This window comes from Stenotrophomonas sp. STEN033 (assembly GCF_056856655.1).
Genome location: NZ_JBXFWM010000021.1, coordinates 19,331 through 34,626, shown reverse-complemented (window position 1 = coordinate 34,626; position 15,296 = coordinate 19,331). Strand labels below are relative to the sequence as shown.

General features: G+C 62.9%; 12 protein-coding genes and 8 tRNA genes. 3 read left to right on the top strand and 17 right to left on the bottom strand.

All coding sequences use genetic code 11. From position 1 onward, the window contains the following. Positions 1–11 precede the first annotated feature (11 nt). Together gloB and AC1VXC_RS09425 are read left to right on the top strand one after the other, a co-directional pair. Positions 12–776 (top strand): hydroxyacylglutathione hydrolase, encoded by a 765-nt coding sequence (gene gloB, locus AC1VXC_RS09430; RefSeq protein ID WP_313173806.1) that lies wholly within the window; start codon positions 12–14, stop codon positions 774–776. Then, entirely contained in the window at positions 773–1,990 is a 1,218-nt protein-coding gene (locus tag AC1VXC_RS09425; protein WP_313173805.1) for a lytic transglycosylase domain-containing protein, read from the top strand. Before gloB ends, AC1VXC_RS09425 begins: the two co-directional genes overlap by 4 nt. A gap of 511 nt (positions 1,991–2,501) precedes the next feature. On the opposite strand, the gene AC1VXC_RS09420 is transcribed toward AC1VXC_RS09425, so the two are convergent. The 14 genes from AC1VXC_RS09420 to AC1VXC_RS09355 form a co-directional block, all read right to left on the bottom strand. Continuing rightward, positions 2,502–4,463: a peptidyl-prolyl cis-trans isomerase gene (locus tag AC1VXC_RS09420; RefSeq protein ID WP_481539001.1), complete on the bottom strand. Its 1,962-nt coding sequence runs from the start codon at positions 4,461–4,463 to the stop codon at positions 2,502–2,504. 127 nt (positions 4,464–4,590) lie between these two features. Further along, positions 4,591–4,667 (bottom strand) — tRNA-Asp (locus AC1VXC_RS09415). A 31-nt stretch (positions 4,668–4,698) separates the two neighbouring features. Beyond that, positions 4,699–4,773, bottom strand: a tRNA-Val gene (locus AC1VXC_RS09410). 12 nt (positions 4,774–4,785) lie between these two features. Further along, positions 4,786–5,058: an HU family DNA-binding protein gene (locus AC1VXC_RS09405; protein ID WP_057629314.1), complete on the bottom strand. Its 273-nt coding sequence runs from the start codon at positions 5,056–5,058 to the stop codon at positions 4,786–4,788. A 207-nt stretch (positions 5,059–5,265) separates the two neighbouring features. Next, positions 5,266–7,722, bottom strand: coding sequence for an endopeptidase La (gene lon / locus AC1VXC_RS09400; RefSeq protein ID WP_481539002.1), 2,457 nt, complete (start codon positions 7,720–7,722; stop codon positions 5,266–5,268). 137 nt (positions 7,723–7,859) lie between these two features. After that, positions 7,860–9,149: an ATP-dependent Clp protease ATP-binding subunit ClpX gene (gene clpX, locus AC1VXC_RS09395; protein WP_313173802.1), complete on the bottom strand. Its 1,290-nt coding sequence runs from the start codon at positions 9,147–9,149 to the stop codon at positions 7,860–7,862. Between the two features lie 128 nt (positions 9,150–9,277). Beyond that, positions 9,278–9,904, bottom strand: coding sequence for an ATP-dependent Clp endopeptidase proteolytic subunit ClpP (gene clpP, locus AC1VXC_RS09390; RefSeq protein WP_057629317.1), 627 nt, complete (start codon positions 9,902–9,904; stop codon positions 9,278–9,280). A gap of 66 nt (positions 9,905–9,970) precedes the next feature. After that, on the bottom strand, positions 9,971–11,266 hold the full coding sequence (gene tig, locus AC1VXC_RS09385) for a trigger factor (RefSeq protein ID WP_313173801.1): 1,296 nt from the start codon (positions 11,264–11,266) through the stop codon (positions 9,971–9,973). Positions 11,267–11,441: 175 nt separating this feature from the next. Further along, positions 11,442–11,526: transfer RNA gene (locus tag AC1VXC_RS09380), tRNA-Leu, on the bottom strand. A 146-nt stretch (positions 11,527–11,672) separates the two neighbouring features. Beyond that, positions 11,673–11,748, bottom strand: a tRNA-Lys gene (locus AC1VXC_RS09375). Positions 11,749–11,861: 113 nt separating this feature from the next. Next, positions 11,862–11,937: transfer RNA gene (locus AC1VXC_RS09370), tRNA-Lys, on the bottom strand. Between the two features lie 77 nt (positions 11,938–12,014). Further along, positions 12,015–12,091: transfer RNA gene (locus AC1VXC_RS09365), tRNA-His, on the bottom strand. A gap of 35 nt (positions 12,092–12,126) precedes the next feature. Next, positions 12,127–12,203 (bottom strand) — tRNA-Arg (locus AC1VXC_RS09360). A 44-nt stretch (positions 12,204–12,247) separates the two neighbouring features. Then, positions 12,248–12,324, bottom strand: a tRNA-Pro gene (locus AC1VXC_RS09355). 140 nt (positions 12,325–12,464) lie between these two features. Here AC1VXC_RS09355 and AC1VXC_RS09350 point away from each other — a divergent pair. Further along, positions 12,465–13,226 (top strand): Bax inhibitor-1/YccA family protein, encoded by a 762-nt coding sequence (locus tag AC1VXC_RS09350; protein WP_313173800.1) that lies wholly within the window; start codon positions 12,465–12,467, stop codon positions 13,224–13,226. 156 nt (positions 13,227–13,382) lie between these two features. Here the strand turns inward: AC1VXC_RS09350 and AC1VXC_RS09345 are convergent, their stop codons facing one another. From AC1VXC_RS09345 to grxC, 3 genes are all read right to left on the bottom strand, one after another. Further along, positions 13,383–14,387 (bottom strand): isocitrate dehydrogenase, encoded by a 1,005-nt coding sequence (locus AC1VXC_RS09345; RefSeq protein ID WP_312371658.1) that lies wholly within the window; start codon positions 14,385–14,387, stop codon positions 13,383–13,385. Positions 14,388–14,519: 132 nt separating this feature from the next. Beyond that, the gene (locus AC1VXC_RS09340; RefSeq protein ID WP_313173798.1) at positions 14,520–14,909 is read right to left on the bottom strand and encodes a carboxymuconolactone decarboxylase family protein; all 390 of its coding nucleotides are present in this window, start codon (positions 14,907–14,909) and stop codon (positions 14,520–14,522) included. Continuing rightward, the gene (grxC, locus tag AC1VXC_RS09335; protein ID WP_481539003.1) at positions 14,906–15,220 is read right to left on the bottom strand and encodes a glutaredoxin 3; all 315 of its coding nucleotides are present in this window, start codon (positions 15,218–15,220) and stop codon (positions 14,906–14,908) included. Before grxC ends, AC1VXC_RS09340 begins: the two co-directional genes overlap by 4 nt. Positions 15,221–15,296 lie beyond the last annotated feature (76 nt).

Genomic DNA, 15,296 nt, shown 5'->3' with positions numbered 1-15,296 from the left:
TTTCCAATTCTATGCGACTGATCGCCCTGCCCGCATTTCAGGACAACTACATCTGGGCGCTGCAAACGCCTGATGACCGCACGATTTTCGTTGACCCCGGTCAGGCCGGCCCGGTTTTCGAAGCCGCTGCGCAAGGCATGCAGCCTGCAGGTGTCCTGCTCACCCATCACCACGACGATCACATCGGCGGGGTGGCGGAATTGCGCCAGCGCTGGCCGCGGCTGCGGGTATTGGCACCGCAAGATGAACGCATCGCCTTGGAATGTGAACGAGTCAGCGAAGGCAACCGGGTAGAATTGTCCGGCTTCGACTTCACCGTGATGGAAGTTCCCGGTCACACCCGAAGCCATATTGCCTACTACGGCCACGACCATTTGTTCAGTGGCGACATGTTGTTCAGCTTGGGCTGTGGACGCATGTTCGAAGGTACGCCGGCCCAGATGTTGGCCTCGCTCCGGCGAATGGCCGCCCTGCCCCCTCAGACACTGGTCTGCTGCGGGCACGAATACACGCTGGCCAATGCCGTGTTTGCGCGGCATGTCGACCCCACCAACGCGGCATTGCAGCGCCGCCAACAGGAAGCCTCGGACATGCGCAGCAGTTCCCGTCCTACCGTTCCCGCCGTCCTGGCCAGTGAACTGGAATGCAATCCGTTCCTGCGGACTGCCGATACCGCGATCGTTGCAGCGATCGCCGCGCGGCTTGGCCGCGCGCCCACCGACGAGGTGGAAGTCTTCGCCGAATTGCGGCGGTGGAAAGACGGTTTTCGCGCATGAGGCGGCTTTGTCTGCCGTTGGCGCTGGGGTTGTTGTTGGGCACGGGCAGCGGCACGCTGGCCGCCCAAGGCCTCCCGATCAGCGCCGGCATGACCCAGAACGTCGCCGCACTGACCGCATTGCCGCTGGATCCGGCGTCGCTGCCGGCCGCGACCACCCGTAACGGCCGCGAGATCTTCGCCAACTTCCGTGAGGGCCTGGCCGCCCCGCAGTGTGATGCCGAAGCCACCAGCCCTCGCTGGCGCAAGCAGTTCTCGCACGCCCCGGCACGGCTGGGCAATGTCGAGGACGATGCGCTGCCGCTGTTCGGCTATGTCGTCGACGAACTGCGCAGCGCCGGCCTGCCGACCGAATTCGCGCTGATCCCCTTCGTTGAAAGCGGCTACCGCCCCGGCGCCCGCAACGCCAGCGGCCCGGCCGGGCTGTGGCAGTTCATCGCCACCACCGCCCGCAACCATCGCGTGCCGATGGAAAAGGGCTATGACGGCCGCCTGTCGGCCGTGGATTCCACTCGCGCCGCGGTGCGTTACCTGAAGACCCTGCACGGCATGTTTGCCGGCGACTGGCAGCTGGCGGTGATGGCATACAACGCCGGCGAATACCGCATCCTGCAGTCGCTGCGCCGCGGCGGCATGAACGCACAGAACGCCACGGCCTCCGAGCTGCCTGGCCTGTCGCCGATCACCTACGCCTACGTCGAAAAGCTGCATGCCCTGGCCTGCGTGCTGGAACAGTCCGAGAACGACCCTGACCTGATGGCTGCCTTGGATCGCCAGGTGCCCATCCTCAAGGGCCACACCCTGCCGGCCAATACCACGTTGGCGGCCTGGTCGACGCAGAACGCACTGGATCCGGCGCGCATAGCCCGACTCAACCCGGCGCTGACCAGTTCACGCTCCGGCACCCGGGTGCTGGCACCGGCTGCAGCCATCGGCAGCATCGAGAGCGACAACCGCGAGAGCGTGCTGGTCGCCACCCGCGATGCGCCACCAGCAGCACCCTCCTCGGTCGCCAGCAGCCGCCCAACAGCGGCATCACGGACCGTCGCCTCGGCCGGTAATGGCCGCCGCCACACCGTACGCAGCGGCGAGTCGGCCTGGACCATCGCCCGTCGCTATGGCATTTCGGTCAAGACCCTGCTGTCGTCCAATAACCTGGATGCCAGTGCCGTACTGAAGCCCGGCATGGTGCTGCGTTACGACGAAGTGCGCTGAGCCAGCGCTCCCGCATGAGAACAAACGCAGAAGCCCGGCCAATGGCCGGGCTTCTGCTTGATGTAGTGCCGAGCCATGCTCGGCAGGGGCATTACCAGCAATCCTCCCTGCTTTTGCAGGAGCGGCATAAGCCGCGAAACCAGCAGCAATGAAACCACCGGCATCCGTGAGCAATCTGATGAATTGCCAGCTTCGCGGCTTACGCCGCTCCTACAGAATCCAGAGCAGAAGCCCGGCCTATGGCCGGGCTCCTGCGTTGATGTAGTGCCGAGCCATGCTCGGCAGGGGCTCTCCCGGCAACCCCAGCTTGCAGGAGCGACGTAAGCCGCAAAGCCGGCAGCAATGAAACCACCGGCATCCGCCAGCAACCCGATGGCTTGTCAGCTTCGCGGCTTACGCCGCTCCCACAAGCGGAGAGGTGACGGGCAACGCCCCTGCCGAGCATGGCTCGGCACTACCTCAACAAAAAAGCCCGGCTTTCGCCGGGCTTTTGCTTTTATCGCTCAGATGCTCAGAGCTGCGATTCCTGCACCTGCACCTTGTAGCGCTTGCGCATGCCATCGACATAAGCCTTGGCGGCAGCGGCACCGTCGATCTGGCTCAGCTGGTCCTTGAGCATGGCCTGCTGCGCTTCCGGCACTTCGGCCGGGTTGCCCGGGGTCACCTTGGTCACCGCAAACACCGCATAACGGCCCGGCTCCATCTCCACCTTGCCATAGCTCGGCTTGTCGCCGACCGGGGCGGCGACGGTGAACGCGGCGCGGTTGGCTTCAACGGTCGGCATCGGCGCAGTGCGCGGCAGGCCCGGCATCGGCAGCAACTGCAGCTGTTCGCTGCCAGCCAGTGCCTGCAGGGTCTGGCCGCCGTTCAACTTGGCCAGCAAGGCATCAGCGGCCTTCTTCGAAGCCTCTTCGGTGCGGTGCGCGCGCACCGCAGCAATCACCTGCTCACGCGCCTGCGCCAGCGGGATCGCCTGCTCCGGGGTATGCGCGGTGACGCGCACCATCACGCTGTGGTTCGGGCCCAGTTCGATCGGGTCGCTGACCGTGCCGTCTTCCTTCAAAGCGTCGGAGAACACGGCCTTCAATACCGCCGGATTGGCAGCGATGCCGCTGGCGGTGGCGCGATCGAACGGCCCCAGGGTCTGCACGGGCACGCCGATTTCCTTGGCTGCTGCACCCAGCTCGGTCGGGTTCTTGTAAACCAGATCGACCAGGCGACCGCTCAACTCGTTGAATGCCTTCTCGGTATCGGCCTGCAGCTGCTCGGCAGCAAGTTGGTCACGCACTTCTTCGAACGGACGGCCTTCGCCACCCTTGATCTCACGCAGCTTCAGCACGTGGTAACCGAATGCGCTCTTGACCGGGCCAACCACCTCACCCGCCTTCATCGCGAACAGTGCGTCCTCAAAGGACTTGTCCATCACGCCCTTCTCGACCCAGCCCAGGTCGCCACCGGCGTCCTTGGAACCCGGATCTTCCGAATTGGCCTTGGCCAGCGCGGCGAAGTCGGCGCCCGGCTGCTTGGCTTCCGCGGCCAGCTTGGCCGCCTTGGCTTCTGCAGCCTTCTCGTCGCTGCCGGCTGTGATCAGGATGTGCGAGGCCAGGCGCTGGTCGGCGCTGACAAAACGCATCTTTTCGTCTTCATAGCGCTGGCGCAGGGTGGCCTCGTCGGCGGCCGTTGCAACCGGCATGCTGGCAGCATTGAGCTCGACGTACTCGATGGTGACGTTCTCCGGCTGGCGGAAATCCTTCGGATGCGCCTTGTACCACTGGTCGATCTCGGCATCGCTGACCGCAGCGGTATCTGCCGCGACGGCTGGCAGCAGCGCGAACTCCACGTCACGGGTTTCGCCCAGCAACTTCAGCAGGCGCTCGCTCTCACCCTTGGTCACGAAGCCGGACTGCGCCAGTGCCGATGGAATGATCGACTGTTGCAGGCTCGAACGCACCAGTTGCTCGAACATCGCCGGGGTACGCGGCGGCATGCTCTGCGCCAGCGCCAAGCGGTACTGATCGGCATCGAACTTGCCATCTTTCTGGAACGCCGGGATCGCCGCGATGTAATCGCGCACGGCCTTGTCGCCGATGACGATATGCGCGTCTTCGGCAGCCAGGCGTACGACCTGCTCGTCGATCAGTTGATCGAGCACCAGCCGCTTGTTCTCCGCGGTTTCGAACTCACGCGGGTCGAAGTTGTCACCCTGCTGCTCACGCGCCTGCGTGCGTGCCTGTTCGAAACGGGCACGGAAGTCTTCGACGCTGACTTCATGGTGGTTCCACAGGAACGACATCGGCCACCACGACGGCGCCGAGGTCCACCACGACGGCGGGGCCGACACTTTGGCAACGTTCTGTGCGCCGACGCCACCGAGGTAGCTGTTGTCGATCACAAACAGGAACGGGATCATCAACAGGCCCATGATCAACGTAACGATCCAGCCTGAGGTCTTGTCGCGAAGTTTCTGCAGCATGGGCAAATCGAGGCCTGAGTGGCGAGCCGGGCAGTTTAACCCGCTTCCTGCCCCGCGCCCAACTCAGCCGCTGCCAATAGCGGACCAAAAAAAAGCCCCCGGCTTGCGCCGAGGGCTTTGAGACAACTGGCGGAGCGGACGGGACTCGAACCCGCGACCTCCGGCGTGACAGGCCAGCATTCTAACCAACTGAACTACCGCTCCACACTTTCAAACTGTACTGCAATGCTTAACTTGGTGGGTGCTGAGGGTTTCGAACCCCCGACCCTCTCCGTGTAAGGGAGACGCTCTACCGCTGAGCTAAGCACCCCAGCTGAGCCGCTTAGTTTACAGCGTCTTTCAGAGCTTTACCAGCCTTGAAGGCAGGATTTTTTGCAGCGGCGATTTTGATCTCTTCGCCGGTCTTCGGGTTACGGCCGGTGCGCGCAGCGCGCTCGCGGACCTGGAACGTACCGAAGCCCACCAGAGTCACGGCCTCGCCCTTCTTCAGGGCCTTGGTGATCTCGGCGATGACGGCATCAACCGCACGGCCAGCTTCAGCCTTGGACAGGTCAGCAGCACCGGCAACGCCATCGATCAATTCGGTCTTGTTCATTCTGTAAAACTCCCTTTGCGGTAATCCGCGGAATTATTTGAGTGGCAGCCGTGCGTCCCCAAGACCCACGACCGCCGAAGAACCTGCAAACACGCCAGCACGAAATCAGCTGCTGCGTGAGTGGCACTTTTATACCAGCGCCCCCCTACCCGCGCAAGCTGAAAAGCCTTTAATGACGCGGGTTTTGAGGGGTTTTACGTTCACATTTCAGTGCTTGACGCGGGCCGTGGGAGCTGCCTTCGCCTTGCCGCGAACTGCGACGCGCTGCGCATTTTTGCCTGCTTTCTTCGGTGCCAACGGCGTTGCCAGCGCGATATCCAGCACCTCATCGATCCACTTCACCGGCACGATGGTCAGGTCGCGGGTGACATTGGCCGGAATGTCGGCCAGGTCCTTGCGGTTCTCGTCGGGAATGATGACGGTACGGATGCCACCGCGCAGTGCGGCCAGCAGCTTCTCCTTCAGGCCACCGATGGCGGTGACGCGGCCACGCAGGGTGATCTCGCCGGTCATCGCCACTTCGGCCTTGACCGGCACCTTGGTCAGCGTGGACACCAACGAGGTCACCATCGCGATGCCGGCGCTGGGGCCATCTTTCGGCGTGGCACCGTCGGGCACGTGCAGGTGCACGTCGTGCTTCTGCAGGAAATCCACGTCGATACCCAGCGACTCGGCACGTGCACGCACCACCGACAAGGCCGCCGTCGCCGATTCCTTCATTACGTTGCCCAACTGGCCGGTCAGCGTCACCGCGCCCTTGCCCGGGATCAGCGTCGACTCGATCTGCAGCAGGTCGCCGCCGACTTCGGTCCAGGCCAGGCCGGTGACCAGGCCGATCTCGTTCTCCTCCTCGGCACGGCCGAAGTCGAAGCGCTGCACACCCAGGTACTTGTCCAGGTTGCCGGCATCAACCACCACCAGCGCCCTGGGCTTCTTCGCGGTCTTCTTGGCCGCCTTCTTCACCGGCTGCGGGCCTGCCAGCGCGATTTCCTTGACTACCTTGCGGCAGATCTTGGCGATTTCGCGCTCAAGGTTACGCACGCCGGACTCGCGCGTGTAATAGCGCACGATGCCACGGATGGCGTCTTCCTCGATGGCCAGCTCCTCCACCTTCAGGCCATTGGCCTTGAGCTGCTTGGGCACCAGGTAGCGGGTGGCGATGTTGAGCTTCTCGTCCTCGGTGTAACCCGGGATGCGGATCACTTCCATGCGGTCCAGCAACGGGCCGGGAATGTTCAAGGAATTGGAGGTAGCCACGAACATCACTTCGCTCAGGTCCAGGTCGACCTCAAGGTAGTGATCGTTGAAGGCGTTGTTCTGTTCCGGGTCCAGCACTTCGAGCAGGGCCGAGGACGGGTCGCCGCGGAAATCCATCGACATCTTGTCGATCTCATCCAGCACGAACAGTGGATTCTTGCTGCCGACCTTGTTGAGGTTCTGCACGATGCGACCCGGCATCGAGCCGACGTAGGTGCGGCGATGGCCACGGATCTCGGCCTCGTCACGCACACCGCCCAGGCTCATGCGCACGAACTTGCGGTTGGTGGCCTTGGCGATGGACTGACCCAGCGAGGTCTTGCCCACGCCCGGCGGACCGACCAGGCACAGGATCGGGCCCTTCATCTGCTTCACCCGCGACTGCACGGCGAGGTATTCAAGGATGCGATCCTTGACCTTGTCCAGGCCGTAATGGTCGGCATCCAGCGTGTCCTGGGCGACCTTCAGATCCTTGCGGACCTTGGTGCGCTTCTTCCACGGCACGCCCAACAGCCACTCCAGGTAGTTGCGCACGACCGCAGCTTCTGCCGACATCGGCGACATCTGCTTGAGCTTGTTGAGCTCGTTCTTGGCCTTGGTTTCCACCGGCTTGGGCATGCCGGCTTCGGCGATCTTGCGCGCCAGTTCTTCCATCTCACCCGGCGCTTCATCCAGGTCACCCAGTTCTTTCTGGATGGCCTTCATCTGCTCGTTGAGGTAGTACTCGCGCTGGCTCTTTTCCATCTGCGATTTGACGCGACCGCGGATGCGCTTCTCCAGCTGTTGTACGTCGATTTCGCCGTCGACCAGGCCGACCAGCATTTCCAGACGGTCACCGACCTGCAGGGTTTCCAGCAACTTCTGCTTGTCGGCCAGGCGCACGCCGATGTGCGCGGCAATGGTATCGGCCAGGCGCGTCGGCTCATCGATGCCGGCCAGGGTCTGCAGCAACTCCGGCGGCAGCTTGCGATTGGTCTTGACGTACTGTTCGAACAGCGACATCAGCGAACGGGCGATCGCCTCGATCTCGCGCGGCTCGCGCGATTCGTCCGATTCGATCTCCACGCCGTGGCCCTGCAGCGAACCGTCCTGCTCGTAGATCTTGTCCACGGCGACGCGCGACAGGCCCTCGACCAGCACCTTGATGGTGCCATCGGGCAGCTTCAGCAGTTGCAGCACCTGCGCCAGGGTGCCGACCGTGTACAGGTCAGCGGCGGCCGGGTCGTCGGTTTCGGCGGACTTCTGCGCCAGCAGCAGGATGCGCTTGTCGGCCTCCATCGCGCGCTCCAGCGCCTGCATGGACTTGTCGCGGCCCACGAACAGGGGGATGACCATGTGCGGGAACACCACCACGTCGCGCAGCGGCAGGACCGGCAGGTCGAGGACTTCGAGTTGGGACTGGGCCATGGGGGCTCCGAGATTCGGTGGAGGCTAAATAAAAAAGCCGATGGCCCCGTTATGGGGCCATCGGCGAGGTGTTGCAAGAGCTGTCGAAAGCTGAACGTGAGCGGCGCAACCGCCTATTCACCTCAGTTCGCCCGGGTTCACTCGCCCGAGGCGGTTTTGACCGGTTCCGGCGGCGTCTGGTAGACGATGTACGGCTCGGATTTGTTCTCGATGACCGACTCGTCCACCACCACCTTGCTGACATTTTCCTGCGAGGGCAGCTCGTACATGGTGTCCAGCAGCACCGATTCGACGATGGTGCGCAGGCCACGGGCGCCGGTCTTGCGCTTGAGCGCCTTCTTGGCGATGGCCGACAGCGCATCGGGACGGAACTCCAGCTCCACGTTTTCCATCTCGAACAGCTTCTTGAACTGCTTGGTGATGGCGTTCTTGGGCTCGGTCAGGATCTGGATCAGGGCCGCTTCGTCCAGCTCTTCCAGGGTCGCGACCACCGGCAGGCGGCCAACGAACTCCGGGATCAGGCCGAACTTGATCAGGTCTTCCGGCTCCACTTCAGCCAGCACCTTGCCCACTTCCTGCTTGCGCTCGGCGCTCTTCACCTTGGCACCGAAACCGATGCTGCTGGTGTCGGTGGAACGCGCCTGGATCACCTTGTCCAGGCCGGCGAACGCGCCGCCGCAGATGAACAGGATGTTCTTGGTGTCGACCTGCAGGAATTCCTGCTGCGGGTGCTTGCGGCCGCCCTGCGGCGGAACGCTGGCAACCGTGCCTTCGATCAGCTTCAGCAGCGCCTGCTGCACGCCTTCGCCGGACACGTCACGGGTGATCGACGGGTTCTCGCTCTTGCGCGAGATCTTGTCGATTTCATCGATGTAGACGATGCCCTGCTGTGCCTTCTCGACATCGTAGTCGCACTTCTGCAGCAGCTTCTGGATGATGTTTTCCACATCCTCGCCCACGTAACCGGCTTCGGTCAGGGTGGTCGCATCGGCCATGGTGAACGGCACGTTGAGCAGGCGCGCCAGCGTTTCGGCCAGCAGCGTCTTGCCCGAACCGGTCGGGCCGACCAGCAGGATATTGGACTTGGACAGCTCGACGTCGTCGCTCTTGGAACGACTCTCGATGCGCTTGTAGTGGTTGTACACCGCAACCGCCAGGGTGCGCTTGGCACGGTTCTGGCCAATCACGTACTGGTCGAGCACCTCGAGGATCTCGCGCGGCTTGGGCAGCGAACTGCGCGCCGACTGCGCCTTTTCCTCAAGTTCCTCACGGATGATGTCGTTGCACAGCTCCACGCATTCATCACAGATGAACACGCTCGGGCCCGCGATCAGCTTACGAACTTCGTGCTGACTCTTGCCGCAGAACGAGCAGTACAGAATCTTGCCGCTGCTGTCCCCGGTACGACCTTGCCGGTCTTCGCTCATGCTTCGCTTACCCAGTTGCTTCCCCCTCTGAACAGGGGGTTCAAATTCGAGAATAACACAGGGCCGGAGGGACACCAGTCCGGTTCCGACCCTGCAAAATCAGGCCGATTTTCTGGCCGTTCAACGCATCAGGAGGCCTGGATGCTCTCTTCCGGACGGCGCTCCAGCACCTGGTCCACCAGGCCGTAAGCTGCAGCTTCGGCCGCGCTCTTGAAGTTGTCACGCTCGGTGTCGCGGGCGATGGTCTCCAGGTCCTGGCCGGTGTGCTTGGCCAGCACTTCGTTCAGGCGCGAACGCAGGGTCAGGATTTCACGGGCGTGGATGTCGATGTCCGTAGCCTGGCCCTGGTAGCCGCCGAGCGGCTGGTGGATCATCACGCGCGAGTTCGGCAGCGCGAAGCGCTTGCCCGGCGCACCGGCCGCCAGTAGCAGCGCGCCCATCGAGGCGGCCTGGCCGATGCAGGTGGTGCTCACGTCCGGCTTGATGTACTGCATGGTGTCGTAGATCGCCATGCCGGCAGTGACCACGCCGCCCGGCGAGTTGATGTAGATGCTGATTTCCTTTTCCGGGTTTTCCGACTCAAGGAACAGCAGCTGCGCGACCACAACGTTCGCCATATGGTCGTCGATCGGACCGACCAGGAAAATCAGGCGCTCTTTGAGCAGGCGCGAATAGATATCGTAGGCGCGCTCGCCGCGGCTGGTCTGTTCGACCACCATCGGAACCATGTTCAGAGCTTTGGTTCGGTTGTCCATTACGTGAGGCACCTATTTTGGGAGGGAACTCCCCGCGCCGTGGCGCGGGGATGAAACACCGCCAGCTTACTGGCGGATGGCTTCCTGGAACGTCAAGGCCTGCTCGGTGTGCTGGGCACGCTCGGCGATCCAGTCGATCACCTGCTCTTCCATCACACGGTTCTGCAGGCCAGCCATAAGCTGGGGGTCATTGCGGTACATCTCAATGACCTGCTCCGGCTCTTCGTAGGTCGAGGCGATCAGACGCATGGTTTCGTTCAGGCGCTTCGGATCCAGGCGCAGCTCGTTCTTGCGGGCGACTTCACCGACCAGCAGGCCGACCAGCACGCGCTTGGAAGCGGCGTCCTTGAAGCCTTCGTGGGCATCGGCCGGCACTTCGCCCGGGTTGCCGCCCTGGCGACGGATGGCATCGATCTGCTGGGCCAGCATCGAGCGGGCTTCGCCCTCGACCAGGCGCGGCGGCAGCTCGACCGAGGAATAGGCGGCGATCAGCTGCTCACCCACTTCGCGGCGCAGGCGGTTCATCAGCGCGCCCTTGAGCTCGCGCTCCAGGTTGGAACGGATGTCGGCGCGGAACTGCTCCACGTCGCCATTCTTCACGCCGAAGCTCTTGATGAAGGCAGCGTCGACTTCCGGCATCTCCTGCTCGGACACTTCAACGACCTTGACGGTGACCTGCACGGTCTTGCCCGCCAGTGCCGGCACGCGCCAGTCCGCCGGGAACTCGACGTCCAGGGTCTTTTCCTCGCCCTTGGCCAGGCCGATCAGGCCCTTCTCGATCTGCTCGAACATCATGCCCTGGCCGACGATGATGGTGCCCTTCTCGACACCCTCGGCCGGCAGACGCTCATCACCCGCCTGCGACCAGGTTTCCAGGCCGACCAGATCGCCTTCCTGGGCGCCGCGTGCAACCGGCTTCCAGCTGCGGCGCTGGGCGCGCAGGTTCTCGATCATCTGGTCGATGTCGGCATCGCTGATTTCGGCGGTGTGGCGCACGACGGTCAGCTTGGTGACGTCGACGTCGCCGAAGTCCGGGATCAGCTCGACGGTGGCAACGAAGTCGAACTCGCCTTCGCCGGCCTTGTCGATGCGCGGGTTACCGGCAATGCGCAGCTCGTGCTGGCGCAGGGCGGCATCGAAGGTCTCGCGCAGCAGGCCGTCCAGCGCCTCGGCGCGCACCTGCGGGCCAAAACGCTGCTCGATCACCTTGGCCGGCACCTTGCCCGGGCGGAAACCCTTGATGCGCGCGGTGCGCGCGATTTCGCCCAGACGGCCGCTGATGTGCCCCTGCAGACGCTCTTCCGGCAGCGAGAAGCTCAGGCGGCGTTCCAGATTGCCGGTGGATTCGATCGAAGCTTGCATGTTGACTCCTGCCACCGGCGGCAACCGCCCCGGTTCGATGTGATGGATGAAACGGTTGTAGGGCGCGGTTTGCACCGCAGCCCTTTAGTTTGGCCGATATCGCCCGTGGCCGCCAGCGGGCAGACCCATACAGGTTGTCTGAAAAGGCCCGCAGCGGGCAGAGAACACCGCTGACTGGTGCGAAAGGGGGGACTCGAACCCCCACGCCTTGCGGCACTGGAACCTAAATCCAGGGCGTCTACCAATTCCGCCACTTTCGCAATACTGACTCAGGGCGCCATTGTTGCAGGAGCGCCAACAAAGCGGAAGCCGCTCCCAGCTGCCCCGCCCGCAACCAGCGCCGACCACCTGCACCGGCCCCTTTCAAGAAAAAAGCCGCCAGATTTCTCCAGCGGCTTTTCCAATTTGGTGGGCTGTCAAGGATTCGAACCTTGGACCTATTGATTAAGAGTCAACTGCTCTACCAACTGAGCTAACAGCCCTGAAACTTCGAGGTGAATTCTACACTACATTGAGCGTCTTACGCACCTGCCCAAAACACCGGGCTTACATAAAAAGAGAAAGCCGCTGGATTGCTCCAACGGCTTTCTTGATTTGGTGGGCTGTCAAGGATTCGAACCTTGGACCTATTGATTAAGAGTCAACTGCTCTACCAACTGAGCTAACAGCCCTGAAAATCAGGAGGCGAATAATGCCGCAACCTGGTTTTTATTGCAAGCCCGGATTTCACTCCGAAGCCCTGAAACAGTGGGGTGGCTGAGGGGATTCGAACCCCCGACCACCGGAATCACAATCCGGTACTCTAACCAACTGAGCTACAGCCACCACTGAAACCCTACTCACCTACCGCTTGCACCTGATGGCGCGCCCGACAGGAATCGAACCTGTAACCGCCGGCTTAGAAGGCCGGTGCTCTATCCAGTTGAGCTACGGGCGCTCTGACCGGATTGTCGCACTCCAACACGCGCTTGGTGCGTTGGATGGTCGGGGTAGAGGGATTCGAACCCCCGACATCCTGCTCCCAAAGCAGGCGCGCTACCAGACTGCGCTATACCCCGGCGGTGAATCTCTCCGATGCCCCGGAAAGGTCGGCTATTGTGGGAAGAACGCGCCTGTCTGTCAACGGTAAATTTCATTTTGTTTAATTTGGGTATGCTGGCATCCGTTTCCCGCCCACTTCATAGCAACGGAGCATTGCATGCGCAGCGGCAACCCTGCCCTTTCCGAATCCACCTTCCTCGACCTTGGCAGCGGCAGCGTGGTGTCACGCGGCGCCGATGCGATGACCATCAACGGCACCGTCAACAAGACCGGCTTCCTGCTGCTGCTCGCCGCATTGACCGCAGCGTTCGCATGGAACGGCACCATCGGCGACAGCGGCGAGTTGCTGCCGGCAGCCAAGTTCTACATGTGGGGCGGCCTGATCGTCGGCTTCATCCTGTCGCTGGTGACCATCTTCAAGAAGACCTGGGCACCGGTCAGCGCGCCGTTGTATGCGCTGGCCGAGGGCCTGTTCCTTGGTTCGATCTCCGCGATCTATGAAGTGCGTTTCAACGGCATCGTGTTCCAGGCCGTGCTGCTGACCTTCGGCACGCTGTTCGCGCTGCTGTTCGCCTACCGCAGCGGCCTGATCAAGGCCACCGAGAACTTCAAGCTCGGCGTAGTCGCGGCCACCGGCGGCATCGCCCTGGTGTACCTGGCCACCATCGTGCTGGGCCTGTTCAACATCAACATCCCCTATATCCACGGCTCGGGCCTGATCGGCATTGGCTTCAGCCTGTTCGTGGTGGTGATTGCCGCGCTGAACCTGGTGCTGGATTTCGACTTCATCGAAAGCGGCGTGGAAGCCGGCGCTCCGAAGTACATGGAGTGGTACGGCGCGTTCGGGCTGATGGTCACCTTGGTGTGGCTGTACATCGAGTTCCTGCGCCTGCTGTCGAAGCTGCAGTCGCGCAACTGAGGCAGCTGCGGCAGGTTGCATGCAAAGGGCGCCCATTGGGCGTCCTTTGTTGTTCTGTAGTGCCGAGCCATTCTCGGCACTACATCAACGAAACATCAACGAAAACGGAGCGCTTTCGCGCTCCGTTTTCTGCAACACCAACTACCGCAGCTGCAATCAGACGCGGCTGGCGATGGCCTGGGCGAAGCCCATGGTGGTGCCGGTGCCGCCCAGGTCGCCGGTCAGCGAATCCTTGGCTTCCATCGTGGCAACGATGGCCTTGCGCAGGCGCTCGGCGTTTTCCGGCTGGCCGACGTGGTCCAGCATCTGTGCGGCCGCCAGCATCAGTGCGACCGGGTTGGCCTTGCCCTGACCGGCGATGTCCGGTGCGGTGCCGTGCACGGCTTCAAAGATCGCCGCGTCCTTGCCGATGTTGGCACCCGGGGCCAGGCCCAGGCCGCCGACCAGACCAGCGCACAGGTCGGAGATGATGTCGCCGAACAGGTTGGTGGTGACCAGGATGTCGAACTGCTCCGGACGCATCACCAGCTGCATGCAGGCGTTGTCGACGATCATTTCCTGGAATTCGATTTCCGGGTACTCGGCGGCAACTTCGCGGGCAACGTTCAGGAACAGGCCCGAGGTCGACTTGATGATGTTGGCCTTGTGCACGGCGGTGACCTTCTTGCGGCCGGTGCTCTTGGCCAGTTCGAAGGCGTAACGCACGATGCGCTCGGAGCCCTTGCGGGTGATGCGGGTGCCGGAGAACGCGGTCTCGCCGTCGGCCGACACTTCCTGGCCTTCGGCCAGATAGGCGCCTTCGGTGTTCTCACGCACCGTGATCATGTTGATGTTCTCGTAGCGCGACTTGGTGTTCGGGAACGAGATGGCCGGGCGCACGTTGGCATACAGGTCGAACTGGCGACGCAGGGCAACGTTGATCGAGCTGAAACCGCCACCGACCGGGGTGGTCAGCGGGCTCTTCAGGGCGACCTTGTGCTTGGTGATCGACTCCAGGGTGGAAGCCGGGATCAGCTCACCGTGCTTTTCCAGGGCGGCCAGGCCGGCGTCGGCGAATTCGTAGGACAGGCCGGTGCCCAGCTTGTCCAGCACGAACAGGGTGGCGTCCATGATTTCCGGGCCGATGCCATCGCCGCGGATGACGGTGATTGTCTGCGTCATTTCTAGGTATTCCGAACAGGGAGGAGGGAATGCGCCATCCGGCTGCCCGGATACCGGCGCGATTGAAAAGGTTTCAACTGTCAATTATGCCTGATCAGCCGCGCCAGCCCCAACTGGACGAAGGTCTGGGGTTCAGCTGTGGTCGTGACCGGCCGGCGCCTCGGCCGCCCCGCTCTCCAACTGGTCCAGGAAGTCCACCGCCCGCCGCAGGTGCGGAATGACGATGGATCCGCCCACCACCAGGCCCACCGAGAAGGTCTCGAAGAACTCTTCACGGTTGACCCCGGCATCCTTGCATTGCGCAACGTGGTAGCTGATGCAGTCATCGCAGCGCAGCACCAGCGAGGCGACCAGGCCCAGCAGCTCCTTGGTCTTCACGTCCAGCGCGCCAGCCTGGTAGGTCTGGGTATCCAGCGCGAAGAAGCGCCGCACCACCTGGTTGGGCTCGGCCAGGATGCGCTGGTTCATGCGCTGGCGGAACTCGGTGAACTCGGCCAGGCGGTCCTTTTCGCTGCCGCTCATGCGCCCTGCCCGGCCAGCAGCGGCTCCAGCTTGCCGGCACGATGCAGCGCCATCATGTCGTCGTAACCGCCCACATGGACGTCGCCGACGAAGATCTGCGGCACGCTGGTGCGCTTGGTCAAGGCCATCATCTTCTCGCGCTCGACCGGGTCCAGGTCGATGCGAACCTCGGTCCAGGACTGGCCCTTGCTCTTCAGGAAGTTCTTGGCGGCCACACAGTAAGGGCAGACAGCGGTGGAGTAGATGGTGATCTCCGGCACGCCGCCGGTGGTGGATTGCGTTGTCACAACGAAACTCCTGACTGGAAACATTGTCTATATATGGTACCGACAGCCGCGGATATCGATGCCAGCGGTGGAACACAGCAGGTTAACCTGTGCTTCACAC

What these genes read in the sequence shown, in the direction of transcription:
- AC1VXC_RS09420 (WP_481539001.1), bottom strand. Translation starts at nt 4,463, where the DNA reads ATGCTGCAGAAACTTCGCGACAAGACCTCAGGCTGGATCGTTACGTTG.
- AC1VXC_RS09345 (WP_312371658.1), bottom strand. Translation starts at nt 14,387, where the DNA reads ATGACGCAGACAATCACCGTCATCCGCGGCGATGGCATCGGCCCGGAA.
- AC1VXC_RS09350 (WP_313173800.1), top strand. Translation starts at nt 12,465, where the DNA reads ATGCGCAGCGGCAACCCTGCCCTTTCCGAATCCACCTTCCTCGACCTT.
- gloB (WP_313173806.1), top strand. Translation starts at nt 12, where the DNA reads ATGCGACTGATCGCCCTGCCCGCATTTCAGGACAACTACATCTGGGCG.
- AC1VXC_RS09425 (WP_313173805.1), top strand. Translation starts at nt 773, where the DNA reads ATGAGGCGGCTTTGTCTGCCGTTGGCGCTGGGGTTGTTGTTGGGCACG.
- AC1VXC_RS09405 (WP_057629314.1), bottom strand. Translation starts at nt 5,058, where the DNA reads ATGAACAAGACCGAATTGATCGATGGCGTTGCCGGTGCTGCTGACCTG.
- clpX (WP_313173802.1), bottom strand. Translation starts at nt 9,149, where the DNA reads ATGAGCGAAGACCGGCAAGGTCGTACCGGGGACAGCAGCGGCAAGATT.
- lon (WP_481539002.1), bottom strand. Translation starts at nt 7,722, where the DNA reads ATGGCCCAGTCCCAACTCGAAGTCCTCGACCTGCCGGTCCTGCCGCTG.
- tig (WP_313173801.1), bottom strand. Translation starts at nt 11,266, where the DNA reads ATGCAAGCTTCGATCGAATCCACCGGCAATCTGGAACGCCGCCTGAGC.
- grxC (WP_481539003.1), bottom strand. Translation starts at nt 15,220, where the DNA reads ATGTTTCCAGTCAGGAGTTTCGTTGTGACAACGCAATCCACCACCGGC.
- AC1VXC_RS09340 (WP_313173798.1), bottom strand. Translation starts at nt 14,909, where the DNA reads ATGAGCGGCAGCGAAAAGGACCGCCTGGCCGAGTTCACCGAGTTCCGC.
- clpP (WP_057629317.1), bottom strand. Translation starts at nt 9,904, where the DNA reads ATGGACAACCGAACCAAAGCTCTGAACATGGTTCCGATGGTGGTCGAA.